This window comes from Sphingomonas sp. FW306-05-A (assembly GCF_058782275.1).
Genome location: NZ_JBYSXN010000001.1, coordinates 1,733,622 through 1,760,441 on the forward strand (window position 1 = coordinate 1,733,622; position 26,820 = coordinate 1,760,441).

Below are 26,820 nucleotides of genomic sequence, written 5' to 3' on the forward strand. Positions count from 1 at the left end.
GGTGTCACATGACGTGGATAGCGAGAAGACTATGGGCAGGCCGGAGCGCTTGCCGAAACAGGGAGAGTTCCATGCCCGTCACCCGACGCGATGTGTTGGCCGCCGCCGGCGCCATGACGATTTCGACGATCGCACCACGACCCGCGCTTGCCGCTTCATTCGTCAGCCAACGGCCCCCCGTGCGGGATCGGAAGTTTCTCAGCCGGGCCGTGGAGAGCGAATTATCCCGGATCAAGGCGCGCATCGCCGACCCGGAGATCGCGTGGATCTTCGAAAATTGCTACCCCAACACGCTCGACACGACGGTGTTCGCAGGATCAATCGACGGCAGGCCGGACACGTTCGTCATCACCGGCGACATCGACGCGATGTGGCTGCGCGACAGTTCGGTACAGGTCGAGCCCTATACACACCTGATGCGCGAGGACCGCGCGCTACGGATGATGGTGCACGGCCTGATCCAGCGGCAGGCACGCTGCATCCTGATCGACCCTTACGCCAATGCCTTCGTTCGTGACCCCAACGCCAAATCAAACCTGGATTCCGCGACACTCGATGCGACCGAGATGAAACCCGGCGTCGCGCAGCGCAAATGGGAAATCGACTCGCTTTGCTACCCGATGCGGCTCGCGCATGATTACTGGCAGGTCACGCGGGACAAGACGCCGTTCGACGCCATCTGGGCCAAGTCCGCCAAGCTGATCGTCAGCACCTTTCGCGAGCAGCAACGCAAGACCGGCCCTGGCCCGTACACCTATCAACGGCTGACCAAGATCCCGACCGACAGCCTGATGCTCGACGGATATGGCCCCCCTTCGCGCAAGGTCGGGCTGATCCATTCGATGTTCCGACCGTCCGACGACGCCTGCGTGTACCCGTTCCTCGTTCCCGCCAACCTGTTCGCCGTATCGAGCCTCCGCCAGGTCGCCCGCGTCCATCGCGAAGCGCGCGGCGACAGTGCGGCGGCGAGCGATGCGGAGGCGTTGGCGAACGAAGTCGAGGCCGCCCTGCGCGCCCATGCGATCGTACCCGACGGACAGGGCGGAAAGGTCTGGGCGTATGAGGTGGACGGGTTCGGCAACTGGCTGTTCGCCGACGATGCCGGGATTCCCAGCCTGTATGGATTGCCGCTGATCGAGGCCGCCGATGCGCGGGATCCGCTGTATCAACGGACTGCGGCGCTTGCCTGGAGCTCGCGCAATCCGTTCTTCGTGCAGGGCAAGGCCGCCAGCGGCATCGGCAGTCCGCACATGGGATTGGACAAGGTCTGGCCGATGGCGATCATTGCCCGCGCGATGGTGTCGACGGATGAAGGCGTGATCCGCGCGTGCCTGCGCGACCTGAAGGCGACGCACGCGGGCACGGGCTTCATGCATGAATCCTTCGACAAGGACGATCCGGCCAAATTCACACGTCCCTGGTTCGCCTGGGTCAACGGCATGTTCGGCATGATGATCGCCACACTGGCGAAGACGCATCCCAAGCTGCTGGATGAGCGGTATTAGTCCGGGCGTTACTCGGTCGGCGACTGGAAGACGAGATCGTTGAACGGGAGGATCGCCGCGCCGAGCGCAGGCGCGTCTGCGGCGAGTTGCGCGGTCAGGACCGGAACCGTCGGGACGATCTGGTCGTCGATGCTGCTGACCCGTCGCGCAACCGCTTCCGCCAGCTCGTCGATGAGCGGCAACGGCAGCCTGCCCCCGATCACGATCGCGCCGGGATCGATCAGGCAGTTTATGGTGCCGATCGGTTGCGCGAGCGCGTCGGCGGCGCGTTCGATCCACGCCCTGACCAATTCCAGCACAACGGGGCCGCTGGTCATCAGGTCGGTCGGCGCGATGTTGGCGAAGTCCCGCGCGACGAGGTCCGCGCGCAAGGCGGACAGCGACGCAATCGACTGAAGCGATTTTCCATCGCCGTCGTTCAGAAAGCCGATGCGTCCGGCGCGGCCGGTCGCGCCCTGATAATAGCTTCCATCCACGACCATCCCGCCGCCGAGGCCGGCGGAGAGCAGGATGTAGAAGAAGCTGCGGTGGATCAGCCCGCTGCCGAACCGCGCCTCGCCGATCGCCGCCGCCGCCGCATCGTTTTCGATCAGGATCGGCCACGGCCCCAGTTCGGCGAACAAGGCGGGGAGATCCACCGTGTCCCATTGCGCATAGTCCGCCGGGCGCCCGGGCAAGTCGACCCGGCCCAACCCGCCGGGAAGCGCAACGCCCAGGCCGATGATGCGATCCGGCAACACCAATTTCTGCGCAAGCAGGTCGGCGACCCTGTCGCGGAGGAACGCGAGAACCTGCTCCGGCAACGCGTAGTCGGTTTCCTGCGTGTAGCGTGCCCGGACTGCACCGGTCAGATCCAGCGCGACGATGCTGACGTGATCGCGATCGATGTTGACCCCGAGACTGAAGCAGCCATCCGGATCGACCGCCAGCCGGATCGCGGGCATTCCCCGAACGCCGGTCCGTCGCCCCTTCTCAAAGATGAAGTTCCGGTCGAAGAGCCTCTGCGTGATGTTGGCGATCGCGGCGGCCGACAGGCCGGTCTGTTTGGCGAGTTCCAGCCGCGTACATTCGCCTGCGCGCTGGATCGCCTCCAGCACGATTCGCTCGTTTCGCGCGCCCGCACGCGCCGGGTTCGTCCCGTGGAGCGCCGGTCCCTGCTGTTGCGTGCTGTCGTCGATCATCAGCGGCCTTCGCATGCCATAGCCTATCCTTCAATGCCGGCGGAACGGCGAGAGCCTCGCCTGATTACTCCACCCTTCCGCAAGGGTGAAGGTTCGGCGACCCCGCTCCCCCCTGCCCGGGACATACCGACGGGATGTTTCCTCTAATAATCTAGAAAGTTTCTTTTTAATTGACGGCGGCATTTCGTTGGGGGAAAGCTGCGTGAAATCAGGGTGCCCCAACGCAACGCAGCGACGGGACCGGCACCAGGATCGCACGATTAGGGAGGAGGTTCGTCCGACGTAGGCGCCCCCCCCGTTTGAAAGGAGAGGCGCAGATGGGCACTGGAGCAGCACGTACGGCCCTGATGTCTGTCGTCGTCGCCGTGTCGCTATCCGGCTTGCTGTTCGGCTTCGACACTGCGGTCATCTCGGGCGTGACGGATGCGCTTCGCCTTCAATATGATCTGTCGGCCGCCGCGCTTGGCATAACGGTTTCCTCTGCACTGGTCGGCACGATGTTCGGTGCGGCCGCAGCCGGCGTTTTCGGCGATCGTCGTGGCGCACGATCCGGCCTGCGCTGGGCCGCTGCCCTGTACCTGATCTCGGGGCTCGGCTGTGCGCTGGCGTGGGGATGGTTTCCGCTGCTCGCCTTCCGGATCATGGCCGGGATCGCGATCGGCGCGTCATCGGTGCTCGCGCCGATCTATCTCGCCGAGATCGCGCCCGCTGCCCGCCGCGGCGCGATCGTCGGTGGCTTTCAGGTCAGCATCGTGATCGGGATCCTGCTGGCCTATGTCTGCAATGCCGCGGTCGATGCCGCGATGACCGACCCCGCAATCGCCTGGCGGTGGAAGCTCGGCTGTACCACGCTGCCCGCAGCGATCTTCCAGTTTCTGATGATTCGGGTGCCCGACAGCCCACGCTGGCTGATCGTTCGAGGTCGGTCCGACGAGGCCGCAGCGGCGTCGCTCAGCCTTTATGGGCATGCGCCGATCCGGGAGGAAAGCGTTCCCGCCGCTACGGGCAGCAAGGTGTCCCTTGCCTCGCTGTGGACGCAAGCGCGCCGCCCGATGGTCCTCGCGATCCTCATCGGTGCGCTCAACCAGCTCACCGGGATCAACGCGATCCTTTATTATCTTAACGACATCTTCGCTGCGGCCGGCTTCGCGCAGGTGTCGGCGAACCTTCAGGCGATCGCGGTCGGGGTGGCGAACCTCGTCTTCACGATCGTCGGCATGATGCTGATCGACCGGGTCGGGCGCAGACCGCTGCTTCTGGTCGGCGGGGCTGCGATGGCCGTCCTGCTGACGATCGCGACCGCGATCATGCTCGGGATTCTACCGAAATATCTGATGGTCGGTGTCCTCGTCTGCTTCATCGCGGCGTTCGCGACGTCGCAGGGCGCGGTGATCTGGGTCTATATGAGCGAGATCTTCCCCGCGCGCTTCCGCGCCGCGGGACAGGCGTTGGGTGCGGGAACGGTGTGGCTGTTCGACGCGATCGTATCGGCAGTGTTCCCGGTCGCCGCCGCCATGTCACCCGCAATCCCGTTCGCCTTCTTCGCGGTCTGCATGGTGGTGCAATGCATCCTCGTCTTCCGCCTGTTTCCCGAGACGAAGGAAGCCTCGCTCGAGGAAATCGAACGTCGGATGCACCACGCAAGCCCCGGCCTCGCCGCATGAACCGCTATCTGGCGATCGACATCGGCGGCTCCCACATCGCGTGCGCGCTGGTGCGCGGCGGCGGGGTGGAGCGCCGCGCCGAGATCGCGGTCCCGGTGACCCCGACCCTGGAAATGCTGCTGCCCGAACTCGAGCGCATCCTTGCCGACCTGCGCGCGGGGCACGCGGTAGCGGGGGTGGCGGTGGCCTTTCCGGGGCTGATCGATCCGCGCTCGGGGCAGGTCGTCTCCACGCCGGCCGGCAAATATGAGGATGCGGTCGGGTTCGACTTTGCCGGTTGGTCGAAGGTGCATCTCGACCTTCCGATCATGCTCGAAGTCGATGGTCGCATGGCGCTGCTCGGCGAACGGACCTACGGCGCGCTGATCGGTCGGGACGATGCCGTTCTACTGGGTCTCGGAACCGGGATCGGATCCGCGGCGCTGATGGGGGGGACGATCGTGCGCGGCCGGACCGGCCACGCATCGGTGCTCGCGGGGCATATGACGATCGACACCGATGGGCCGCTGTGCCGGTGCGGTAATATCGGATGTGCCGAAGCGATCGCGTCGACCTGGGCCTTGCCCCGTCTCATCGCGACCTTGCCCGGGCGAGGCCGGCTTCATGCGCTGGACGAGCCCGACCTGAAGACGGTGCTCGATCTGGCGCGCGCGGGGGACGAAGGCGCGCATGCCATTCGTGCCATCTGCCTGAACGCCTGGGCGACCGTCGCGCTCAATCTCGTCACCGCCTACGATGCTTCGTACGTGCTCGTGACCGGCGGCGCGGCGGCGGCGGCGGAAGTCGTGCCCTTCATCCAGGACCATGTCCGCCACCACGTCTGGTGCCTCGGCGCGCCACCGGTCGTGGTGCGGGGCGCGCTCGGGTCCGACGCGGCGTTGCTCGCCGCCACCCCGCTCTGGGAGGATCGCCATGACCCGCTATGACAAGCAACCTGTCGTTCAGGTCGACGACCAGCCCGCACCGTGCGCGGTGGGATGGTCAGAGATCATCCCTCTCCTCCCCGACACGGGCGATCTCTGCATCGAATGTTATCCGGGTGCGCCGGTGGCCGACGTCATCGCTGCGATGCGCGCGGCCTATCCCGACGCGCTGGTCGTCGACACGGCATCGCTGTTCAAGGCCCCCGAGGGGATCGATGCGGCGGTTGCGACACACCTCGGCAGCGATCCGGTCTTCGCGCGGTTCGAGACCGTCGGGATCGATGCCTTTCTAGATCATGCCTTTCTCGAGACCTGGCGATCCACCCGCGCAACGGATTCGCGGACGATCGTGGTCGGCCCGGGCGCCGCGACGATCCTGCCGTCCCACGATACGGCGATCTACGTCTCGATGGCACGGTGGGAATTGCAGCAGCGCCAACGCCGCGGGGAGATCGCCAATCTCGGCAGTGGCAATGCCGGAACCCGTGCTGCCGATTTGTATCGCCGAGCCTTCTTCGTCGATTGGCGCGTCGGAGACGAGATCAAGTACGAGCTGTTGCCAGCCACGCAGTTCGTCATCGAGATGAACGGTCCCGACCCCCGGATGGTCAGCACCGCAACCTACTTTCGCGCGCTCGATCTCGCGGTCCGCCGCCCCATTCGGGTCGTGCCGTTCTTCGACGCCGGGCCGTGGGGCGGCCAGTGGATGCGCGCGCAGTTCGACCTGCCTGACGGGCCGCCCAATTATGCCTGGTGCTTCGATTGCGTGCCAGAGGAGAACAGCCTGCTGCTTGGCTTCGGTGATCGCCGGTTCGAGATTCCGGCGTTCGATCTCGTCCGGCTCAGACCGGAGAGGCTGCTGGGGCCCGCCATCGTCGCACGGTTCGGCGCGGAGTTCCCGATCCGGTTCGACATGCTGGACACGATGGGGGGCGGGAACCTGTCGCTGCAGGTCCATCCGCAGCAGGACTATGCGCGCGACGCCTTCAACCTGCGCTACACGCAGGACGAGAGCTATTACATGCTCGATGCAGGCGACGATGCGGTCGTCTATCTCGGGCTGACCGACGCCGCCGATCCTGCCGTGTTCGCCGAGACCTTCACCGCGGCACAGAACGGCGGCCCTGCCCCCGATGTCGACGCGTTCGTCAACCGGATCCCCGCGCGGAAGCACGACCACTTCCTGATCCCCGCCGGGACCGTCCATTGCTCGGGCAGCAATGCAATGGTGCTGGAGATCAGCGCGACCCCGTACATCTTCACCTTCAAGCTGTGGGACTGGGAGCGGCTTGGTCTCGACGGTCGACCACGACCAATCCACCTCGAGCACGGTCTCGCGAATATCGACTGGTCGCGGCGCGAGGATTTCACGTGCGACGAACTCGTCAATCAGGTCACCACGGTCGCCGAAGGAAGCGACTGGACGCGGGAGCGGACCGGGTTGCACAGGCTCGAATTCATCGAAACCGAGCGGATCTGGTTCGCGTCCAGCGTCGATCTTCAAACCGACCGGAACCTCAACGTCCTCAACCTCGTGGCGGGCACCGCCGCGGTCGTGGAGAGCCCGTCCGGGGCCTTCGCGCCGTACGAAGTTCATTACGCCGAAACCTTCATCATCCCCGCCGAAATCGGCGCTTACCGGTTGCGGTCGCTCGACGGGGGCGACGGCCGCTGCGCCGTGATGCGGGCGTACGTCCGCCCGCACGATTGAATCACTGACATTACAAAACGATAATCTACCCAGGGAGAGACCATATGAAAGCACTCGACCGACTGGTCGTTTCGACCATCGCGCTTGCCGCAGCGTCGCTATGGAGCAGCGGCAGCGCCGCGCAAACGACAGCCGCAACTCCACCGCAACCCGCAGCGCAAAGCGATGCGACGCCCGCGGAAGCCGGCCCACCAGCCGCCGCCGACGGCGCGGTCGCCGCGGAACCCGCATCCGGGGATATCGTCGTCACCGGGTTGCGCCGCAGCCTTCAGTCGGCCCAGACGCTGAAACGCGATTCCGACCAGATCGTCGACGCGGTCGTTGCCGAGGATATCGGCAAGCTGCCCGACAACAACGCATCGGAAGCGCTGGCGCGCATCACCGGCGTGCAGGTCAACCGCAGCAGCGACGAAGCCGGCAGCGTGCAGGTGCGCGGCCTCCCCAACCTCACCACCACCTTCAACGGGCGGGAGATGTTCACCGCCGAGCAACGCAACGTCGCGCTGCAGGATTTCCCGGCGGGCGCGCTTGCGGGGCTGGAGGTCTACAAGACGACGAGCGCGGACCAGATCGAGGGCGGCATCGCTGGTCTGATCAACGTGCGGTCACGGCGTCCGTTCGATTTCGCCGGGTTCCAGATCGCGGGCGCCGTGCGCGGCACGTACGGCGATCAGGCGAAGACGTTCGATCCCAATTTCAACGTGCTCGTCACCGATCGCTGGGACACCGGCATCGGTCAGATCGGCGCGCTGATCAACGTGTCGTACACCCAGCTGCATTACCAGACGTCGTCGCGCTACATCAACGGCAACATCGTCGCGCCCAACGCCGCGCAACCCGTCGCGGGATCGCGTGACTTCGTGCTCCCCGAGTCCGCCGGCGTCTATTACGATCGCGGCAAGCGCTGGCGGCCGTCCGTCAACGGCACGCTGCAATGGCGTCCCAGCGACCGGCTCGAATTCTACATCGACGGCCTGTTCCAAGGCGCGCGGACCGACGTTGCTAATGATTTCGCCGGGCTCAACCTGGTCAACGACAATCCCGCGCTGAGCGACATCGTCCGCAACCCCGACGCGCCGGGTACGCTCACCAGCGTCACCGCGACCCCCGACTTCGCGAACGGCAGGAACATCGACTTCTCGCGCAGCACGCGCGCGGGTCGCACCAATGCGTATCAGGGCGCGATCGGCGGATCGTGGAAGAGCGATCGCGCGACGATCACGACCGACTTCGCCTATACTGACTCGAAGGCCGAATATACCGACTACAACTTCGATTACGCACCCGCGCAGGCGCAGGCCGCATCGATCGTGTTCGACATCGGCGGCAAGGACGGTGGGCCCGCGCTGGGCCTTCCCGGTTTCGATGCGAACAACGGCGGCAACTATATCCTGCGCGGCATCTACGATCGACGTTCGCTCGCCACCGGCAAGGGGATCCAGTGGCGGACCGACCTCAAACTGCAGACCGAACTGCCGGTCATCAAGCAGATCGACGTCGGGTTCCGGTTTACGGATCGCGACGCCCGGCTGCGGAGCGGGGGGCGATATGCAACGCTGCGGCCGCTCGCCTTGCCGCTGACCGCAGTTCCGGGAGGCGACACGGGGCAGCCGATCGACGTCGGCTTCCGTGGCGGTCAGGCGCCACCGCTCAGCCAGTGGTACGCGCCCACCCGAAGCGGCATCGTCGACAATATCGACGCCCTGCGGGATCTCGCCCGCTCCGGCCTCGCGCAGATCGGGACGCCCGCCGCCCTGGCCGAACTGGCGCAATGGGGATCGGAGATCCCGGCGTTCGTCCAGAACGAGCAGCTCGACGCGGTCGAGCGGTCCTACGCCTTCTACGGTCAGTTCCACTATGGCTTCGACCTCGGCACCGTCCCGATCGACGGCGTGATCGGCACGCGCGTGGTCAACACCAAGGCCAATCTGACCGGCAATGCATTGGTCGGCGGCACGCTGGTCACCACGACATCGCGGCAGAACTATCTCGACGTGCTGCCGAGCGCCTCGTTCCGCGCCAAGTTCTCGGACAAACTGCAATTGCGCCTGTCCGCGACGGAAACCCGGACCCGCCCGGAATATGGCCAACTCAACCCGGCGATCACGATCGGCAACCCCAACGGCACCCCGCCGATCACCGGCAACAGCGGCAACATCAATCTCCAGCCGATCCTGTCCAAGAATTACGACGCGTCACTCGAATGGTACTTCACCAAGACCGGCTCGCTGACCGGCGCGATCTTCCGGCGGGATGTGAAGGGCTTCATCACCAATCTCAACGTTCCCACGGTGGTCGAACCTTACGGCCAGATCGTCGTCAACCGGCCGGAGAATGGCGGCAGCGGCCAGCTGCAGGGTGTCGAGGTCGCGTTCCAGACCTTCTTCGATTTCCTGCCCGGCTGGCTCAGCGGGTTCGGGACGCAGCTCAACGGCACCTATATCGACGCATCGCAGGCGCTGCCGGTGTCGCTCGGCACGACCGGCCAGAACAGCGACATACCGGGCGTCTCCAAATGGAGCTACAACGCGGTCGGCATTTACGAAAAGGGTCCGGTTTCCGCACGGCTGGCGTATAACTGGCGGTCGCGGGTGACGAACTTCTTCGCCACCGACCAGCTCGGGCAACTGATCGGCGCGGAGTTCAACCGCCCGATCGAACGGCTCGACTTCTCCCTGTCGGTCGCCGCGATCGAAGCCGTCACGCTGACGTTCGACGTCAGCAACATCACCGGGTCGCCCTATCGGGCCTTGCGCGCGGTTCCGGGGCTTGAGAATGCCAACTACCCACGCGATGTCCGGTACGAAAGCCGCGTCTTCGCGGTGGGCGCACGGTTCCGTTTCTGATGACGGGGCAAAGCGTATCGCGCCGGACCCTGCTCGGCATGGCGGCGGGTCTATCGGCCGCCGTCGTCGCCACTGCGGCGATTGGTCAACGTGGTCCCGGCACCGCCGGGGCCACGCTTGACCGGGCACTCGCCTGGCATGCCGCGCTGGAGCGGTGTTTCGCGGTGGCGGATGGAACCGGCCTGTACCGGGAATACCATCCGCCGGAGCCGCGCGACGAGCGCTATTCGACGGAATGGCCCTTCTCCCAGGCACATATCGCCTTGCTCGACCTGACGATGATCCCCGGCGCGACGGGGCGGCGGTTCGCGCCTGCGCTGGCGAAGGTCCGTGCCGCACAGGCGCGTTACTGGTCGAAGACGTCGACGACGGGGCGCGCCGGGCATCTGGCCAAGGTGCTGCCGCCGCTCGGTCATGGGGACGACCTCTATTACGACGACAATGAATGGGTCGGGCTGGCCGAGATCCAGCACCATCTGTTCCGGCGCGATCCGGTATCGCTCCACAACGCCCGCGATATCTTCGAGCTGATCCGGTCAGGGTGGTCGACCGACACGACCCTACCCTCGCCCGGCGGCGTGCGCTGGACGCAGAAGAGCGACAATGGTGACCGCAATACCGTGTCCAACATGCCGGCCGCGGAGATGGGCGTTCGGCTGTACATGCTGACCGGGGATCGCAGCTATCTCGACGATGCCTTGCGCTATTATCACTGGACCAACGCCACGCTGCAACGGCCGGACGGCTTGTACGCCGATCACCTCAAGACGAACGGTTCGATCGAGAAGCGCGTCTGGAGCTACAATCAGGGCGTGCCGGTCGGCGTCAACGTCCTGCTCTGGCGCGCAACGCACAAGCCGGAATATCTCGCGGCGGCCAGACGCATCGCGGACGCAAGCCATACGTATTTCGTCGCAGATGACCGCGTCGACGATCAACCCCCACCGTTCAACGCGATCTATTTCAAGAACCTGCTACTGCTTGAAAGCGAAACCGGCGAGCATCGGTATCGCGACGCCATGCGCGGCTATGCCGACCGGATGTGGCGCTTGCGCCGCGACGGGGATGGACTCGTGCGCTTTCCCGGGCGGCGTGCAGAACTGATCGATACCGCCGCGATGGTTCAGATCGAAGCGGTGCTCCAATGGCGTGTGCGGGACTGGACGCTGCTGTACTGAGCAACGATCCGCCGACGCGATTGCCGGTCCGCCGCCCTGGGCTATGCGGGCGGCGGTGTCAGTCCCATCCGGTCGAGCGCATGCGCATAATGCGCTAGTGCTTCGCGCGTTGGTCCGGGGTAAGCGCCGGGGGTGGGTTGGTCGCCGACATACCCCATGTCCGCCTTGCCCTCCGGCAAGCTGTAGAAGCCGAGCACGAACAGCCTGCGCAGCGTGTCCATGAACGCGACCGGAGCCACCATCCTGGCGACCGGCACGGGGACGCTCAGCGCATCGAGCAGCGTGGCCTGTTGCTGCGCCGCGAGGTCGACGAACGCGCGACCATGCAGCGTGCGGCTTTGCGCGTCGATCCAGAGCAGACCGCCAACCACCTTCGCGCGATCTGCGCGCTGCTGCGGATAGGGTGCGCTGATCCATTCGTCGATGAACGCCCCGACGCCGAGCGCCCCCGCCCCCGGCGATGCCGCGTCCTGCGGCAGGATCAGATCGCCCAGCACATCCACCGTCTTGCGCTGCGCGGCAGCCAGCGTCAGCGGCCAGGGGACTTTGGGGTTCGCCAGATCGGGATCGCGGCCATAGCCCGGTGCCGGTGGCGGTGGCGGGGTGTCGGGCCAGTCGGCGATGCCATCGAACGGCGGCACCGCGCCCGCGGCGTCATCCATACCCTCGGCCATCGCCGGGGTCGTCCAGTGCGCGAGCGGCAGCGCCGCCGCGGCCATCATCCATTGCAGCGTGGTGCGGCGTGACGGCGTCATGCGAAAGCCCCCGACTTCAGGCGCCGGGCAAGGTGCTCGGACGCGCGCAAGGCGAGCGCGAGGATCGTGAGCGTGGGGTTCTTGTGCGCGCCGGACGCGAAGACCGCACCGTCCATCAGCACCAGATTGTCGACGTCCCAGGTCTGGCCATAGCCGTCGACCACCGACGACCGTTTGTCGGCCCCCATCCGGGCCGTGCCCAGTTCGTGGATGATCTCGCCCCCCGCGGTCATGATTTTCTCGGGCGGCAGGTCGGGATCGAGGATCGTGCCCCCCATCCGCTTGAACACGGCATGCGCGGTGCGGCGACCGTGGGCGACCTGGTTCACCTCATTCTGCGACCAGCGGAAGGCGAACCGCAGCACCGGGATGCCGAACCGGTCCTTCACGACCGGGTCCGCCTCGCAGAAACTGTCCGTGTTGGGGATCATCTCCCCCCGCAACGTCAACTGAATCGTCGCGCCCGAGGCGCTTCGGACGGCCTTCTTCAGCGCCGATCCCCAGACGCGCGGCACGGCATCCGCCGGCGGGATACCGAACCGGCCGCCGATCTCGAAATGATACCCCCGCGCGAAGTCGAGCTCGCCGCGTTTCTGCTGCTGGTAGAGCCAGAAGGGAATATAGATGTGCTGGCCGCCGATGCCGTCCTCATTGTAGCGCGGACGATCGGCGAGCGCCGGAATATAGGCGCGGAAGGATGCACCGGTGGAATCGGTCAGGTTGCGGCCCAGTTCCCCGGAAGAATTCGCAAGCCCGCGCCCGCTCTCCCCAGAATTGAGCAGCAATCGCGTCGTTTCCCCCGTGCCGGCCGCCAGCACCACGGTGCGGGCGTTCACCGTGTGCCGCAGCCCGGTCTTGCGATCGACATATTCGACCCCGGCGGCGCGATCGGGACGCGCCATCGTCACGCGCGACACCATCGCGTCGGTGACGATCGTCAGCCGCCCGGTCGCCTTCGCCATCGGCAGCAGCGACGTGGTCGTCTGGAACATCGCGCCGATCGTGCAGCCGCGCGTACAAGGCGTCGCGTTGAGGCAGGCACTGCGCGGCGCGACCGCGTCCGGCATGTCGCGCGTGAGCACCGCAGTATGCGCGGCACGCACCGGGATCCCCAGATCCTCGGCGGCAGCCTTGATGAGCATCTCCGGAATGCGGGGATGCGGTGGCGGCATCAGGCAACCCGGCGGGGAGTCGGGGTGGTTCTCCAGCCCGATCGGACCACCGTTCACGCCGACCATACGTTCGACGCGATCATAGAACGGCGCCACATCGTCATAGCCGATCGGCCAGTCGACCCCGAGGCCGTCCCGCGAGAACGGCTTGAAGTCATACGGCCCGAACCGTGGCACGTGCCGGCCCCAGTGGTTGGTCCGTCCGCCCAGCATGCGCGGGCGGTACCAGCGGAAGTCGGAGCCCTCGCGCAGCGTGTATGGCTCGCCATCGACCTGCCACCCGCCGCCGACCGTGGCATCGAAATAGCCGAACGGCTTGTCGGGCGTCGCCGCACCGCGCAGCGGCGCGTCGCTTTCGGGCGCGAACATGTTGACCTCGGCCTGCGGATCATAGTCGCGTCCTGCCTCGAGCAGGATGCATCGTAGCCCCGCTTTGGTCAGGCTGTAGGCGGCCATGCCCCCTGCCGCCCCCGATCCGACGATGACGACGTCCGCCTGCGCATCCGACGCAGGCTTCGCGTCGCGTATCACTTCCGCGCTTCCACCGCACTTGCCCCGATCACCCGCAGCTTGACGTTGCGGAACGCCACCGGCTCGCCGTGATCCTGCAGCGCGATCAAGCCGCTGGGAAACGTTCCGAAGAACGGCATCTTGGCGAACTTCGACGCCGCCACGCGGCTGCGCCAGGCATTGTCGCCGTAGGACACATCGGCGGTCGGTTTGCCGTTGAGCCATTGCCGGATCCGACCGTGATCGACGAGCAACCGCGCGTGGTTCCAGCTTCCGGCGGGTCGCGACACGCCTGCTGGCGGCACCGTCAGATCGTAGAGTGCGCCTGCATGGTGCGAGGGGATCTTGCCATCGGGATGCCCGGCGTCGTCGAGGATCTGCATCTCGAGCCCGGTCTCGTAGATTTGCCGGGTCTGCGGCACGTTGCGCGCGAGATAGAGAACGCCACTATTGCCGCCACGCGCGACTTTCCAGTCGAGCGTCAGTTCGAAGGCGCCATAGCTGTTGGCGCTCACCAGATCGCCGCCGCTCATCCGCCCGCTGGTCGCGGTGAGTTCCAGCGTGCCGTCACGGACGACCCAGGACGGCGACGGTGCGCCGCCATCGAACGACCGCCAGCCGTCGAGATCGCGGCCGTTGAACAACAATTGCCACCCCGCCGCCCGTTCCCGCGCAGTCATCGTGTTGGGTGCCGCCTCTCGCGCAAGCGCAATCGTCGGTGCCATCGACACTACGGCCAGGCAGAGGATCGCCTTTGTCATCGTAACCATCAGGTCTCTCCAGTCGGCGCCCCTCTTCGAAGAGGAGCGATCTCGGTTCATCTTCGCCTGTACCCATCATTCAACAGAAACAGGCGTCCGTGAAGGGGCCTATCGCAGACCGAAGACTGAGGCGTTGTTGCGCGCGTTGCGAACACTTTGCGGAACCCCGCCACGCGGCATGCCAAAGACGAATCATGCCGCGGCCAATAAAAGCTCTGTCCACAATCCCGATCATCGCCATAGGGTATCGGTACAGGGCAAGCGTCGAGTAAAGGCTCGCAAACGGGGGTTATCATGGCAGGAATTCCAATTTCGGGCGGGCGCGCCCTGTCGATGCTCGCGCTGATCGCGGGCATGGTTGCGGCACCTGCGCTGGCGCAATCGGGCGTGGTGCCACCGACCGCACCAGGGGCCGCTGCCAGCGACGCAGTGGGCGACATCGTCGTCACCGCCCGCCGCCGTGAAGAACGGCTCCAGACCACGCCCGTTTCAGCGACCGTTCTGTCACGCGACAACCTCGTGCAGCAGAACATCCGCACGTTCCAGGATCTGCGCGGGGCGGTGTCCAACCTCGAACTGGTGCCGCTGCTGTCGGGCGGCACGAGCTTCACGATCCGCGGGATCGGGCAGACCTTCAACCAGGTCAATTCGGACACCAAGGCCGGCTTCTACGTCGACGAGATGTATGTCAGCCGACAGGAAGGCAACGACCTCTATTTCTACGACATCGCCTCATTGCAGGTCCTGAAGGGCCCGCAGGGGACGCTGTTCGGCAAGAACACGACCGCGGGCGCGGTGCTGCTGACGACGCAGCGCCCGACCGACAAATTCGAAGGCTATGCGCAGGTCCGCGCGGGCAGCCTGCGGCGGATCGATACCGAAGGTGCGCTCAACGTCCCGCTGACCGACGGCATCTCCGCCCGCGCGAGCTTCCGCACGCAAAGCGTCCGGGGCTATATCACGCACGAACTGGACGATGGTCGCAGCGGCAACGTCAACAACCAGTCCGGACGCCTGCAATTGCGCGTCGACAGAGGCGGCCCGCTCACGATCGACCTGCTCGGCGAGTACAACCGGTCGAAGACCGATGGCGGCGCGACGATTCCGGTCGGCTGCCTTTCCACCGCCGGCTATATCCAGAATTACGATGCGCTCCACGCCACGCCTTATTGTTCGGCCTATCCCGTTCTGGGAAAGCCCTATGCGGTCTACGGCGGTGCGACGCTGCTCGCGCCCACCAGCGCGGCGGTGACCGACATCGCACGCGGCGGCGATGCTGGCGGCGTATCGCGCTACGGCGGCCGCGGCCCGTTCAACGACACCGACGCGACGACGCTCAACGCGCGGATCGGCTACGATCTCGGCGGTGGCCTGACGTTGCATTCGGTGACCGCCTACCGTCGTTCGCAAGCGAGTTTCTACACGCCGGTCAACAATGCCCCCAACGACATCTATGCGGAATATGACGACACCCGCAGCACGCAGTTTACGCAGGAACTGACGATCGGCGGCACCGTGCTCGACGATCGGCTGACGTTCCTGGTGGGGGCCTTCTACTTCCAGCAGAAGACCGACTTCCTGCAGGACACCGGCCCCGACTGGATCGACCCGCTCGGCTATGTCTACGACGCGTCGCTGAATTATCGCAGCTACGCCGCCTTCGCGCAGGCATCGTACAAGATCACGCCGCGGCTCGAACTCACGCTCGGCGGACGCTATACCTATGACCGCAAGACCGGGTCCAGCTATGTCTTCTTCGCCGGACGCGAAAACACCTTCCTCTCCAATGGCGTGCCGACCCAGTGCGGCTATTTTAACGGCGATTTCCTGGGTGGCATCGCCAATTGCGGCGGCGCGCCGTTCACCGCGCGCGACACCAACGAATGGGACGGCTTCGACCCGAAAGTCCAGCTCGGTTATCGCTGGTCCGACACGGTCTTCACCTATCTGACCGCCGCGCACGGGTATAATTCCGGCGGCTTCAACCAGCAATTAGGCAGTCCCTCGGCCGATGGACGCTTCCCGTCCTCCTACGATCCCGAAAAGCTTTGGTCGTATGAAGGGGGTATCAAGCTTGACCTGCTCGACCGGCGCGCGGTCATCAACCTGTCGGGCTTCTATCAGAAGTACACCGACATCCAGGCGGGCGTGAACGTGCTGGTCGGCAACGTCTCGACGCGGCAGGTGCAAAGTGCGGCCTCCGCGCATGAAGCGGGGTTCGAGGGCGAGTTCGTGTTGCGTCCGGTGCGGCACCTGACCGTCCGCGGGAACGTCTCGTACCTGACGCAAGCCTATGACAGCATCCGGCCGAACGCCGTGACGCTGACGCTGGACACGCCGGTCAACTCCGCCCCGAAATACACCTACAGCGCAGCGATCGCCTATGATTTCCAGGTCCGCGGCGGCACGGTGACGCCGAGCATCGACGTCCGCGGAGTGGGCGAGAAGCCTGCCTGTCAGGATGGCGCGGACTATGTCTGCCGGCTGCCAGCCTATGCACTGGCCGGGTTCCGGCTCGATTATGTGCCGCGCGCGGGTGGGCCGTGGCGGATCGGGGTGTATGGCACCAACGTGTTCGACACGGTGACCCAATTGGCGCGGACCGGCTATTTCGGCGGGTTCGGGATCGACCGCGTCACGCCGGGACGGCCGCAGGAGTTCGGCGTCGAGACGTCGGTGCGGTTCTAGGCGGGCTCGGGGGCAGGAAGGCGGCTGCGGAGATCCGCTCCGGCGCGCTGCCCCTGCCGCTCGGCGCTCACTCGGCGAGGACACCGCTCGTTTGAAGCACGATCCCCGCGACCGACGCCACGCCGAGCGTCGCAAAGATGCCGAGCTTCAGCCGGAACATCGCAACGATCGCGGCGAGCGCGATCCCGAGTGCCCAGGGATCGAGACTTGCAACAACGGGCAGGTCGAGCCGCACCGGTCCAACCGCAAACGGCCGGACGCTGCGGAACAACGTGTGGATCGCGAACCACACCGCCAGGTTGAGCACAACCCCGACCACCGCAGCGGTGATCGCCGACAGCGCGCCCGACAACGCCAAATTGCCGCGCATCCGCTCGATGAACGGAGCGCCCAGGAAAATCCACAGGAAGCACGGCACGAACGTCACCCAGGTCGCGAGCAACCCGCCCAGCGTCCCCGCCAGCAGCGGCGACAGCATCCCGGGGTGACGATACGCGCCGAGGAACCCGACGAACTGGAGCACCATGATCAGCGGCCCCGGCGTCGTCTCTGCCATGCCCAGCCCGTCGAGCATCTCGCGCGCAGTGAGCCAGTGATAGTGCTCGACCGCCTGCTGCGCGACATAGGCAAGCACCGCATAGGCACCGCCGAAGGTGACGACCGCCATGGTCGAGAAGAAGGTCGCGATCTGGGTGAAGACGTTGCCTTGCCCCAGCAGCACCAGCAATGCCAAGACCGGTGCTAGCCAAAGCACGAGCCACACTGCTGCCTGCTGCACAGACTGGCGGATCGTGGGGCTGGCGTGCGCGGGCAGACTTTCGCCGAGCAGCGTGTCGGCATCGGCGACGACCACCCCCTTGCCCGCAGCGTGCCCCCCGCCGATCCGGAAGGCGGGCATGTCCGCGCGCCCGCCCAAATAGCCGATCACCCCCGCGCTAAGCACGATCAGTGGGAACGGCACGCCGAGGAAGAAGATCAGCGCGAACGCCGCCCCCGCGAGCGCGCGCATAACGCCGTTGCGCAGCGCACGGCTGCCGATCCGCACCACCGCCTGCAACACAATCGCGAGCACCGCGCATTTCAGCCCGAAGAACAGCCCCGCGACCAAACCGACCTGCCCGTACAGTACGTAGATCCAGCTTAACGCCATGATCGATACCGCCCCCGGCAGCACGAACAGCGTTCCCGCGACGATCCCGCCGCGGGTCCGGTGCAGCAGCCAGCCGATATAGGCGGCCAGTTGCTGCGCCTCCGGCCCCGGCAGCAGCATGCAATAATTGAGCGCGTGGAGAAAACGCTGCTCGCCGATCCAGCGTTTCTCCTCGACCAGGATGCGGTGCATCACCGCGATCTGCCCGGCGGGTCCGCCGAACGACAGCGCCGCGATCCTCAGCCACACCCAGAAGGCTTGCCGAAGCGTCACCGGCGCGGGCCGCGCGATCGGTGCGACTGTGTCGCCGGTGATTGTGCTCATGCCGACACCTTCGGACGCGCCGCCTTCGGGGTGTGGGACACCCAGTCGTGCGTTTCGCCGGTCGCATCGCGGCACCAGCGATACAGCGCATCGTAGAGCAGCATTCCGGCATCGAGTTGCGCGAGATCGTTCGCAAACATCCGCGACAGGCCAAGCGACAGCGCGACCAGCCCCGCCGCCTCGGGGGCAAGGTCGGGCCGCGCGGTATCCGCGCCACGCACGATCACAGCGAGCTGCGCGAGACCCGGGACAGCGGCGAGCCCGAACCGCGCCACCATCGCGTCGAATGTACACAGCGGCCCGTCATGGCTCCACACCACGCCCTCCCCCGCAACATCGAACGCAGCCGCGCCGAACCGCTCGGCCACGCGCATCACCTCGACCGGGCTGACAAACAGGAACACCGCATCCGGATCGACGAAGCGGCGGATCAGCCAAGGACAGGCGATGCGATCGACCTTTGGTCGCGCGCGCGTGACCCATAGCGTCCGCCCTTGCGCGTCGCGCGGCGGAAGGACCGCTTCGGGCACCATCGGCAGTTCCGCAGCCGCCCAGCCGAGCGTGCCGCCGTCCAGCATCTCCGCCGAGACGCGCTCATGCCGCAACCATGCGGCGACCCCCTCGCCCGTTGGGCCGCCCTGCGCGTCGACGATCACCGCAGACCGACCGGCTAGTCCGCCCGACCACGCAGCGATGTGGGTGTGGTCCCGACGCACGGACCCCGGCACCAGGCGCGGGTCGCTCGCAAATTCCCGATCGGTACGGACGTCGACGATCGCGGGGCCATGCGGCAGCCCGATCAGGCGGGTCAGTTTTTCGGGGGTGATGGAATTAATCGCGGGCATGAAGCGTCCTCCGGTGCAGCAGGGACGCGATGCTTCGGCTGTCGCCTCATGGGGAGATCGCTGGCCCCATCGCCATATTGAGCAATCCGCCGGTCGAGTTGTCAACTGCCCGATCGGAGGCAACCGCCTTTGCAGCAGCAAATGGCACAAATAGCTGAGCTTAGCCGATCGATAGAAGAAGCAAGCTTCAATTCATATCATATTGGTGGACAATGGCGTCCCTGATGGAGAAAGCCGATGTCGCACCCCTGCCTTTCTCGCCGCCGCCTGTCGGAGGCCCGGTCATGACTCCACGCTCGATCGAATGGCCGACGCTGCTCGTCACGCTGACCATCTACGCCGGGTGGCTTGCGGCGACGTATTTCCACGCCGTCATCCCTGATCCGCTGCTTGTGCTGACGGGCGGATGGCTGATCGCCTGGCATGGCTCGCTCCAGCATGAGACGATCCATGGGCATCCGACGCGCTCTCTGCGGATCAATGCAGCGATCGGTTTTCCGCCGCTCGCCTTGTGGTTGCCCTACGCACTCTACAGCCGCAGCCATGCCGCGCATCATCGCAGTCCATCGATCACCGACCCGCGGCACGATCCTGAATCGCGCTATGTCGCAAGCCGGTCCGGCGTTTCGCTATGGCTGGCGCGGGTGCAGGCGCCGCTGCTCGGTCGCCTGCTGCTGGGACCACCGATCGCGATCCTGTCGCTCGGCGTGGACGAGATCCGCCGTCTGCGCGACAAACCCCTGGCGGTGGCGCGAGACTGGCTGCCGCATCTGGCGGCAGTCGCTATCGTGCTTGGCTGGCTGCACTGGACGCAATTCGGGCTTGGACGCTACCTCGTGATGTTCGTATATCCCGGCATGGCGTTGACCTTGCTGCGATCCTTTGTGGAACATCGGGCCGACCTCCGAGCACCCGGCCGGGCTGCGACGGTCGAGCGCGGGGGCGTGCTGGGGCTGCTGTATCTCAACAACAACCTCCACGCCGCGCATCATGACCGGCCGGATCTCGCCTGGTATCGACTGCCCGCCTATCATGCGGCACACCGCGCCAGGCTCGCCCCCGATCATCGCACGACGTATCGCGGATATGGTGCGATCCTGCGCCGGTTCGCGATCCGGCACCACGATGTCCTCACCCACCCCGACTATCCGGGCAAGCCGTCGTGAGCGGCGCCGTGGCTTCGCTCGGCATGTACGATCACCCGGCGCAGCAGGCGGCCAATGACCAGCTCTGGACGGCGCTGGCGACACGGCTCCGCGCGCGCGGGATCGACGCGCCCGACCGGCTCGACCGAACGCGGACGGTCGAGGCGATCTGGCGGGATCCGAAGCTGTTGTTCGGCCAGACGTGCGGCTATCCGCTCGTGACGGACGCCGCGCTTGCGCTGCACGTCATCGGGATCCCGGCTTATGACGCACCCGATTGCGCACACGGCCGGCACGTCTCCTATCTCGTCGCACGGCGGAGCGACGACGGTTCGCTCGCGACGTTCCGCAACCGCCGCGCCGCCATCAACGCGCGCAACTCCAACACCGGGCATAATCTGTTCAGGGCGACGGTCGCACCCCTTGCGCAAGACGGGCGGTTCTTCGGCGATGTCATTGAGACAGGCTCGCATCGCGCGAGCGTCGAAACCGTTGGCGCGGGCGCAGCCGATATCGCCGCGATCGACGCCGTCAGCTTCGCGGCGCTGCGTCGCTTCGATCCCGATGCGGTTTCAGGACTGCGCGTTATCGGCGTGACCGCCGACACCCCCGCGCTGCCGTTCGTAACGGCCCGTTCGACGCCCGAGGAAACGATCGTCGCGCTGCGGGAGGCGCTCGCCGACGTCATCGCCGACCCCGCGCTGGTCGAGGCACGGGCGAAAGTGTTTCTGGCGGATGTCATCCCTAGCGGACCAGAACCGTACGCCCGCGTTCGCGCGCTTGAATGTGCGGCGGTCGAAGCGGGCTATCCCATCCTGCGATAAAGGCACCCACCGGAAGCCTCAAAAACGCCGGGCGCGTAGCAAATCGCAAGAACGATCAGCAACATGCATTATCTTGGCCCCCCGAAACCCAATACCCCATTGGATTGGTAGGAGTTTGAGCCATCATGCCCCGATGGGTGAGCGCAGGACGCTTACCCGATCGAATGACGAATGGGGGCAGAATGCTATTATCCACACGATCCGGCCTGATGGTTCTAGCCCTGGTGGCGGCACCTTATCCGGCCTTCGCCCAGACCGAAGCCGAGCAAGCCCCGTCAAACGCAGCGACCGCGACACCCGAAGACCAGTCCGGCGACATCGTCGTCACGGCGCTGCGGCGCCAGTCGACGGTGCAGACGACACCCATCGCCATCTCAGCGCTCGGCGAAGGGCAGTTGGCGAAACTGGGTGCAACGACGATCGCAGATATCATCCGCCAGGTCCCCGGATTGCAACTCACCGAAAGTGACTCAGGGCGGACCCGTGTCTCGATCCGTGGTGTTCAGGCGGCGGGCGAAAGCACCGTCGGACTGTATTACGGTGAAACGCCGCTGACGGGACCTTCCGGAACGAATTCCGACCCGGCAGGCAATACGCCCAACCTCAATCTCTTCGACGTCGAGCGGGTCGAGGTTTTGCGCGGCCCGCAAGGGACGCTGTACGGCTCCGGATCGATGGGCGGCACCTTGCGTGTCTTGTTCAACCAGCCCGATGCCCGCAAATACGAAGGTACGGTCGAGGCACAAGCCACCACCACACAGAATGGTGGTCTAGGGTATTTCGTGAAGGGCGCGCTCAACGTCCCGATCGTCGCCGACAAGCTTGCGCTGCGCGTCGTCGGCTACCGCGAGCGGCAAGGCGGCTATGTCGACTACACCCTGCTCGATCGCAAGAACACCAACCGGGCAACGCTTGAGGGTGGCCGGGTCATGCTCGGCTTTACGCCAAGCAGCGCCGTTTCGATCACGGCGACCGCGCTGCTCCAGAACCAGGACATCGACGGCACCGCGCAATATAATTCGGTCCTCGGTCCGTTCCGCACCGATTTCCAGATTTTCCAGCCGTGGCATGACAAGCTGCAACTCTACAACGGCGTCGGGCGGTTCGACTTGGGCTTCGCCACGCTGACGACCAGTGCGTCCTGGTATCGGTGGGACGTCGAGAGCACCAACGACAACAATGCCGCCTTCGCCAGTGTCGTCTCGGGAGCCCGCTGGTGCCCGCTCTACACGCGGGTCGCGCTCGGCGTTCCGACGACGACCTGCACGCCCGCGCAGCGCACCGCCTATCAGGCCTATGCCCGCTCGAAGGCGCCGTTCGGTGCCTATCAACCGCGCTATGTCCGCAATTTTATTCAGGAAGCACGTCTCGGATCGAACGGCAAGGGCCCGTTCAACTACACCGTCGGCCTGTTCCACGAAGACCGCTTCGACCGCGTCGACACATTGCCGTTCGCGGGCGATCCGGTGACGGGCGGGCAACGCGATCCGGTCGACAATCTGGGTGGCCGCAACATCCTGACCAGCGTCAAGCAGACCGCGTTCTTTGGCGAAGTCGGCTACCGGGTGCTGTCCCCACTGACCCTCACGGTCGGCTTGCGCCATTTCGACTATACCAAGGTCGTCGGCGGCGAATATCTCGGGTACAATTTCACCAACGGCCAGGAACCCCGGCCGTATGAGGAGACCAAGGCCAACGCAAAGGGCTGGGTCAAGAAGTTCAACGCCGAACTTCGGGCGACCCGCGACGTGCTGTTCTACGCCAATGCGGCGCAGGGTTTCCGCCCGGGCGGGGCAAACAACATCCCCAATCTCCCCGCTCAATATCTCGTCTACCGCCCGGACTCGCTGTGGAACTACGAGCTTGGCGCAAAGACATCGTGGTTCGATCGCAGGGCCACGCTCAACGTCGCGATTTATCGGACCGACTGGGACGAGGTGCAGACCTCGGTATCGACGCTCCAGCAAGGCGGCGGCAACTTCAACTTCATCTACAATCTGGCAGGCGTCCGGGTCGAGGGCATCGAAGCGGAAGCGAGCGTTCGTCCGATCCGCCACCTCAGCATCAACGGCAGCGTCAATTACAACAACGCCCGGCTGACGTCCGATCAAGTCGATTCGACCGGCTTTATCAATGCGCCGGGGCGCGACGGCGACACGCTGGCTTATATCCCCAAGACGACCGCCTCGGCGGGAATCGAATATACCCCGCCCCTCTCAGACCGGCTGACGGGTCTGGCCCGTTTCGACTGGACCTATACCGGTCGGATGAACACCGAACTGCGAACGACCAACGCCTTCTACCGCGAGATCGGCAACTTCAGCATCTTCAACGCCCGGATCGGTTTCGATACGCAGGACGGGTTCGCTCTGTCAGTGTTCGCGAACAATCTGTTCAACACGTACGGCCTCAATCGCGTCGCGTCGGCCACCGGGGTCCCGGATTATTATGTCAGCTCGCGCCCGCGAACCCTCGGCGTCAATGCGCGCAAGAGCTTCTGACCTGCCCTGATCGAGATTGGCAGGCTTGCCATCTCGCTCCACACTTGCCTCCATATCGAACAGGACGACACACCATGAAGCCTCTCCTATCCGCCCTGCTGGCGACCGCCTCCGTGATGCTCCCCGTGGCTTCGACCGCTCAGGCCCCCGCGCAACGGGCGGACCGGGCCGCCTTCCGCGCGCTTTACAAGGAACTGGTGGAAACCAACACGACGTCCTCGGTCGGCGACTGCACCAAGGCGGCGCGGCAGGTCCAGACCCGGCTGAGCGCGGCGGGCTTCGCGGCGCAGGACCTCGTGCTCTACGTGCCGGACGGTCGCCCGCGCGACGGCGGACTGGTGGTGACATGGGCCGGATCCAACGCCAAGGAACCCGCCTTGCTGTTGCTCGCGCACATCGACGTGGTCGAAGCGAAGCGCGAGGATTGGGTCCGAGATCCCTTCGTCCTCGTCGAGGAAGGCGGCTATTTCTACGGTCGCGGCAGCAGCGACGACAAGGCGCAGGCTGCGATCTTCTCGGACACGCTGATCCGCTGGAAGCAATCCGGGTTCAAGCCGCGCCGCACGGTGAAGCTCGCGCTCACTTGCGGCGAGGAAGGAACGAACGAGCGCGTGCTCAACGGTGCCGGATGGCTCGTCGACAACCGGCCCGAACTCATGAAAGCCGGCTTCGCCTTCAACGAAGGCGGCGGCGGGCGGACTGCGCCCGGCGGCGGCCCAGAAACGCTCGGTGTCCAGGTATCGCAGAAGTCGCCGCGCAACTTCGTGCTCGAGGTTACCAATCGGGGTGGCCATAGCTCGCAACCGCAACCCGACAATGCGATCTATCGCCTCGCCGCCGCGCTGACCAAGGTCAGCACGCTGCAATTCCCGGTCCATCTCAACCCCGTGTCACAAGCCTATCTGGCCCAGGCCGGCGCTTTGCGGAAGGACGCCACCGGCGCCGCGATGGTCCAGCTGGCAAGGCAACCCGGTGATGCCAAGGCGGCGGAAACCGTCTCGGCGGACCTGAGCCTCAACCCGTTGCTGCGCACGACGTGCGTCGCCACGCTGATCGAGGGCGGGCATGCGGCGAACGCCTTGCCGCAGCGGGTGACGGCGTCCGTCAACTGCCGGATCGCGCCGGGTGAAACCGCCGCGGAGACCAAGGCAGCGATTGAACGGGTGATCGCTGATCCGCAGGTCAAAGTGTCGCCGAGCAAGATTCAGGAGCGCCCCGTCGCGGTGACCCCGCCGCTCGACCCCGCGATCCTCAAGCCGATCGCCGCGATTGGGGCGAAGCACTTTCCGGGCATTCCCGTCATCCCCACGCAGTCGGCGGGGGCTACCGATGCGACGTACCTCAGCAAGCTGAACATTCCGACGTATGGCATTCCCGGGCTTTGGAACGACCCTGCCACGGCAGGCACGCATGGGTTGAACGAACGGATTTCGGCGGATGCGCTCTACCGCGGGCGGGACTACATCTACGATCTCGTGACCCATTTCGCATCACACTGACAAACGCCCCGAAACCCCAGGCGGATCGGCAGCGATGCCTAAAATCCGCTCGGGGCCAAACGGTCAGCGCTCCGCTCGCCGGGCACCGGCGCGGATTGATCCGGTTCGCGTCGTGACGTCGCCTGTTCGTTCCCGACGGGCTGCGCTTTCCCCCAAGCCATTCACCCGCCGACCAAAACGCCGCAGGTGATGGGTTGACGATAGATGCGGCATGGGCTTCCTGTGCGGCCAGGTGAATTTGCGAGGACATGATGGCGGACCCAATCGATCGACGTTCGCTGCTCGCTGGCGCGGCGCTTGGCGGCGTGGCCATTGCCAGCACCGAAGCGAGGGCGCAGCGCGGTACCGCGGCCGCCACTCCGGAAATCTATGAACTGCGGACCTACAGTCTGGTCAACGGCCCGATGAGAGCGCGCCTGGACGCGTATCTGAAGGACGCCTTCATCCCGGCCGCACGCCGCGCAGGGTGTGGGCCGGTGGGCGTGTTCACGGTCGCGATCGGCCCCGGGGCCCCGGCCGTCCAGGTGGTCGTTCCGCATCCCTCGATCGCCGACTTCCTCGCCTTGCCCGATCGGCTGGCCGCCGACGCGCGGCATACAGCTGCTGCCGCGGCGTTTGCCAATGCCACGCCGGAAAGCCCGGCCTATGCCTCGCTCGACGTGAAGCTGATGCGCGGGTTCCCGCACTTTCCTCGTGTCGAGGTTCCCGACACTGCGGAGGGCAACAAGGCCCGCATCTTCGAGCTCAGGACCTATATGAGCCATAGCTACAAGGCCGGGGCGACCAAGATCGCGATGTTCGATACCGGCGGAGAGATCGACCTTTTCCGCCGCACCGGCCTCAAGCCCGTCTTCTTCGCGCAGGACCTGACCGGACCCACCCTGCCCAGCCTGACCTACCTGCTGACCTTCCCGGACCTCGCAACGCGCGAGCGGAACTGGCGCACCTTCGGCACGGATCCCGCGTGGCAGCGGTTGATCGCGACACCGGGGCTTACCGACCCAGAGATCACCACGGGCATCGACAACCAGATCCTGAGCCCGACGCCCTATTCGCAGATCTAGACGGTCGAACGTGCCGCGGTCGTGGCACGCGCGATCAACTCGGCCATCGCGGTGTTGCTCTGCCCGGCGGCGATGCTCGCCGGGGTGTTGCCGGCGGCATCGATCACGTCGGTCTCTGCGCCGGCAGCGAGCAGCATCTCGGCGATCTCGGCATGGCCGAACATGACCGCGTTCATCACCGCGGTCTGCCCCGCCAGATTGCGCTGGTTCACATCGACGCCGGCATCCACAAGCAAGCGCGCTATGCTGGCATAGCCCTTGAACGCCACGCCCATCAGAGCGGTGTTCCCGCGCGCGCCATCCCCCGCGGCGGCATCCGCGCCGTGGTCGAGAAGCACCGACGTGGCGGTGGCGTGCCCGTTATAGCTGGCGAGAATCAGCGGGGTGTATCCCTTGGCATCGCGCGCATCGATCTCCGCCCCCGCTTGCAGAAGCGCGGGGATCACGTCGTCGCGCCCGAGCCGTGCTGCCTCGTGGAGCAGTTCCTGTAGTCGCTCGCGCGGCGGCAGGGGGCGCGGATCGGCGGTGGTTTGGGGCTCGGACACGGCATTTCCTGACAAGATGAGCCTCCTGA

General features: G+C 65.8%; 19 protein-coding genes. 12 read left to right on the top strand and 7 right to left on the bottom strand.

Features of this window, described 5'->3' with window-relative positions; translation table 11 throughout:
• Positions 1-71 precede the first annotated feature (71 nt).
• Positions 72-1,505, top strand: coding sequence for a glycoside hydrolase family 125 protein (locus tag AC3WJR_RS07840; protein WP_492723679.1), 1,434 nt, complete (start codon positions 72-74; stop codon positions 1,503-1,505).
• A gap of 8 nt (positions 1,506-1,513) precedes the next feature.
• On the opposite strand, the gene AC3WJR_RS07845 is transcribed toward AC3WJR_RS07840, so the two are convergent.
• Positions 1,514-2,701: an ROK family transcriptional regulator gene (locus tag AC3WJR_RS07845; RefSeq protein ID WP_492723681.1), complete on the bottom strand. Its 1,188-nt coding sequence runs from the start codon at positions 2,699-2,701 to the stop codon at positions 1,514-1,516.
• Positions 2,702-3,003: 302 nt separating this feature from the next.
• On the opposite strand from AC3WJR_RS07845, the gene AC3WJR_RS07850 reads away from it, so the two are divergent.
• The 5 genes from AC3WJR_RS07850 to AC3WJR_RS07870 are packed head-to-tail and all read left to right on the top strand — an operon-like array spanning position 3,004 to position 11,008.
• Complete coding sequence (locus AC3WJR_RS07850) at positions 3,004-4,350, top strand: sugar porter family MFS transporter (protein ID WP_492723683.1); 1,347 nt, start codon at positions 3,004-3,006, stop codon at positions 4,348-4,350.
• Entirely contained in the window at positions 4,347-5,276 is a 930-nt protein-coding gene (locus tag AC3WJR_RS07855; protein WP_492723685.1) for an ROK family protein, read from the top strand. Before AC3WJR_RS07850 ends, AC3WJR_RS07855 begins: the two co-directional genes overlap by 4 nt.
• Positions 5,263-6,984: a class I mannose-6-phosphate isomerase gene (locus AC3WJR_RS07860; RefSeq protein ID WP_492723687.1), complete on the top strand. Its 1,722-nt coding sequence runs from the start codon at positions 5,263-5,265 to the stop codon at positions 6,982-6,984. Before AC3WJR_RS07855 ends, AC3WJR_RS07860 begins: the two co-directional genes overlap by 14 nt.
• A 44-nt stretch (positions 6,985-7,028) precedes the next feature.
• Positions 7,029-9,830, top strand: coding sequence for a TonB-dependent receptor (locus AC3WJR_RS07865; protein WP_492723689.1), 2,802 nt, complete (start codon positions 7,029-7,031; stop codon positions 9,828-9,830).
• The gene (locus AC3WJR_RS07870; protein WP_492723691.1) at positions 9,830-11,008 is read left to right on the top strand and encodes a glycoside hydrolase family 76 protein; all 1,179 of its coding nucleotides are present in this window, start codon (positions 9,830-9,832) and stop codon (positions 11,006-11,008) included. The genes AC3WJR_RS07865 and AC3WJR_RS07870 overlap by 1 nt, the downstream gene beginning before the upstream one ends.
• Positions 11,009-11,049: 41 nt before the next feature.
• Here AC3WJR_RS07870 and AC3WJR_RS07875 read toward each other — a convergent pair whose 3' ends face one another.
• The 3 genes from AC3WJR_RS07875 to AC3WJR_RS07885 are packed head-to-tail and all read right to left on the bottom strand — an operon-like array spanning position 11,050 to position 14,215.
• Positions 11,050-11,763 (bottom strand): gluconate 2-dehydrogenase subunit 3 family protein, encoded by a 714-nt coding sequence (locus AC3WJR_RS07875; protein ID WP_492723693.1) that lies wholly within the window; start codon positions 11,761-11,763, stop codon positions 11,050-11,052.
• Positions 11,760-13,466, bottom strand: coding sequence for a GMC family oxidoreductase (locus AC3WJR_RS07880; protein WP_492723695.1), 1,707 nt, complete (start codon positions 13,464-13,466; stop codon positions 11,760-11,762). The genes AC3WJR_RS07875 and AC3WJR_RS07880 overlap by 4 nt, the downstream gene beginning before the upstream one ends.
• Positions 13,463-14,215, bottom strand: coding sequence for a 3-keto-disaccharide hydrolase (locus AC3WJR_RS07885; RefSeq protein ID WP_492723697.1), 753 nt, complete (start codon positions 14,213-14,215; stop codon positions 13,463-13,465). The genes AC3WJR_RS07880 and AC3WJR_RS07885 overlap by 4 nt, the downstream gene beginning before the upstream one ends.
• 285 nt (positions 14,216-14,500) lie before the next feature.
• Here AC3WJR_RS07885 and AC3WJR_RS07890 point away from each other — a divergent pair, with 285 nt between their 5' ends.
• Positions 14,501-16,894 (top strand): TonB-dependent receptor, encoded by a 2,394-nt coding sequence (locus tag AC3WJR_RS07890; RefSeq protein ID WP_492723699.1) that lies wholly within the window; start codon positions 14,501-14,503, stop codon positions 16,892-16,894.
• Positions 16,895-16,961: 67 nt separating this feature from the next.
• On the opposite strand, the gene chrA is transcribed toward AC3WJR_RS07890, so the two are convergent.
• Positions 16,962-18,368 (bottom strand): chromate efflux transporter, encoded by a 1,407-nt coding sequence (gene chrA, locus AC3WJR_RS07895; protein WP_492723701.1) that lies wholly within the window; start codon positions 18,366-18,368, stop codon positions 16,962-16,964.
• On the bottom strand, positions 18,365-19,213 hold the full coding sequence (locus AC3WJR_RS07900) for a chromate resistance protein ChrB domain-containing protein (RefSeq protein WP_492723703.1): 849 nt from the start codon (positions 19,211-19,213) through the stop codon (positions 18,365-18,367). Before AC3WJR_RS07900 ends, chrA begins: the two co-directional genes overlap by 4 nt.
• Before the next feature lie 284 nt (positions 19,214-19,497).
• On the opposite strand from AC3WJR_RS07900, the gene AC3WJR_RS07905 reads away from it, so the two are divergent.
• The 5 genes from AC3WJR_RS07905 to AC3WJR_RS07925 all read left to right on the top strand — a co-directional run bounded on the left by AC3WJR_RS07905 (position 19,498) and on the right by AC3WJR_RS07925 (position 26,246).
• Complete coding sequence (locus AC3WJR_RS07905; RefSeq protein ID WP_492723705.1) at positions 19,498-20,379, top strand: fatty acid desaturase; 882 nt, start codon at positions 19,498-19,500, stop codon at positions 20,377-20,379.
• Positions 20,376-21,182, top strand: a complete 807-nt coding sequence (locus AC3WJR_RS07910) for a phosphate/phosphite/phosphonate ABC transporter substrate-binding protein (protein WP_492723707.1) — start codon at positions 20,376-20,378, stop codon at positions 21,180-21,182. Before AC3WJR_RS07905 ends, AC3WJR_RS07910 begins: the two co-directional genes overlap by 4 nt.
• A 209-nt stretch (positions 21,183-21,391) precedes the next feature.
• Entirely contained in the window at positions 21,392-23,683 is a 2,292-nt protein-coding gene (locus AC3WJR_RS07915; RefSeq protein WP_492723709.1) for a TonB-dependent receptor, read from the top strand.
• Between the two features lie 74 nt (positions 23,684-23,757).
• Positions 23,758-25,182, top strand: a complete 1,425-nt coding sequence (locus tag AC3WJR_RS07920; RefSeq protein WP_492723711.1) for a M20/M25/M40 family metallo-hydrolase — start codon at positions 23,758-23,760, stop codon at positions 25,180-25,182.
• Between the two features lie 251 nt (positions 25,183-25,433).
• Positions 25,434-26,246: an NIPSNAP family protein gene (locus AC3WJR_RS07925; RefSeq protein ID WP_492723713.1), complete on the top strand. Its 813-nt coding sequence runs from the start codon at positions 25,434-25,436 to the stop codon at positions 26,244-26,246.
• On the opposite strand, the gene AC3WJR_RS07930 is transcribed toward AC3WJR_RS07925, so the two are convergent.
• Positions 26,243-26,791 carry an ankyrin repeat domain-containing protein gene (locus AC3WJR_RS07930; RefSeq protein ID WP_492723715.1) on the bottom strand — a complete coding sequence of 183 codons (549 nt, stop codon included), beginning with the start codon at positions 26,789-26,791 and terminating at the stop codon, positions 26,243-26,245. The two genes, AC3WJR_RS07925 and AC3WJR_RS07930, sit on opposite strands and share 4 nt — an antisense overlap.
• Positions 26,792-26,820 lie beyond the last annotated feature (29 nt).

Excerpts from the sequence above, each read along its gene's own strand:
- AC3WJR_RS07915 (WP_492723709.1), top strand. The coding sequence starts at position 21,392 with ATGGTTCTAGCCCTGGTGGCGGCACCTTATCCGGCCTTCGCCCAGACC.
- AC3WJR_RS07850 (WP_492723683.1), top strand. The coding sequence starts at position 3,004 with ATGGGCACTGGAGCAGCACGTACGGCCCTGATGTCTGTCGTCGTCGCC.
- chrA (WP_492723701.1), bottom strand. The coding sequence starts at position 18,368 with ATGAGCACAATCACCGGCGACACAGTCGCACCGATCGCGCGGCCCGCG.
- AC3WJR_RS07890 (WP_492723699.1), top strand. The coding sequence starts at position 14,501 with ATGGCAGGAATTCCAATTTCGGGCGGGCGCGCCCTGTCGATGCTCGCG.
- AC3WJR_RS07855 (WP_492723685.1), top strand. The coding sequence starts at position 4,347 with ATGAACCGCTATCTGGCGATCGACATCGGCGGCTCCCACATCGCGTGC.
- AC3WJR_RS07920 (WP_492723711.1), top strand. The coding sequence starts at position 23,758 with ATGAAGCCTCTCCTATCCGCCCTGCTGGCGACCGCCTCCGTGATGCTC.
- AC3WJR_RS07845 (WP_492723681.1), bottom strand. The coding sequence starts at position 2,701 with ATGCGAAGGCCGCTGATGATCGACGACAGCACGCAACAGCAGGGACCG.
- AC3WJR_RS07885 (WP_492723697.1), bottom strand. The coding sequence starts at position 14,215 with ATGGTTACGATGACAAAGGCGATCCTCTGCCTGGCCGTAGTGTCGATG.
- AC3WJR_RS07870 (WP_492723691.1), top strand. The coding sequence starts at position 9,830 with ATGACGGGGCAAAGCGTATCGCGCCGGACCCTGCTCGGCATGGCGGCG.
- AC3WJR_RS07925 (WP_492723713.1), top strand. The coding sequence starts at position 25,434 with ATGGCGGACCCAATCGATCGACGTTCGCTGCTCGCTGGCGCGGCGCTT.
- AC3WJR_RS07900 (WP_492723703.1), bottom strand. The coding sequence starts at position 19,213 with ATGCCCGCGATTAATTCCATCACCCCCGAAAAACTGACCCGCCTGATC.
- AC3WJR_RS07860 (WP_492723687.1), top strand. The coding sequence starts at position 5,263 with ATGACCCGCTATGACAAGCAACCTGTCGTTCAGGTCGACGACCAGCCC.
- AC3WJR_RS07865 (WP_492723689.1), top strand. The coding sequence starts at position 7,029 with ATGAAAGCACTCGACCGACTGGTCGTTTCGACCATCGCGCTTGCCGCA.
- AC3WJR_RS07905 (WP_492723705.1), top strand. The coding sequence starts at position 19,498 with ATGACTCCACGCTCGATCGAATGGCCGACGCTGCTCGTCACGCTGACC.
- AC3WJR_RS07875 (WP_492723693.1), bottom strand. The coding sequence starts at position 11,763 with ATGACGCCGTCACGCCGCACCACGCTGCAATGGATGATGGCCGCGGCG.
- AC3WJR_RS07840 (WP_492723679.1), top strand. The coding sequence starts at position 72 with ATGCCCGTCACCCGACGCGATGTGTTGGCCGCCGCCGGCGCCATGACG.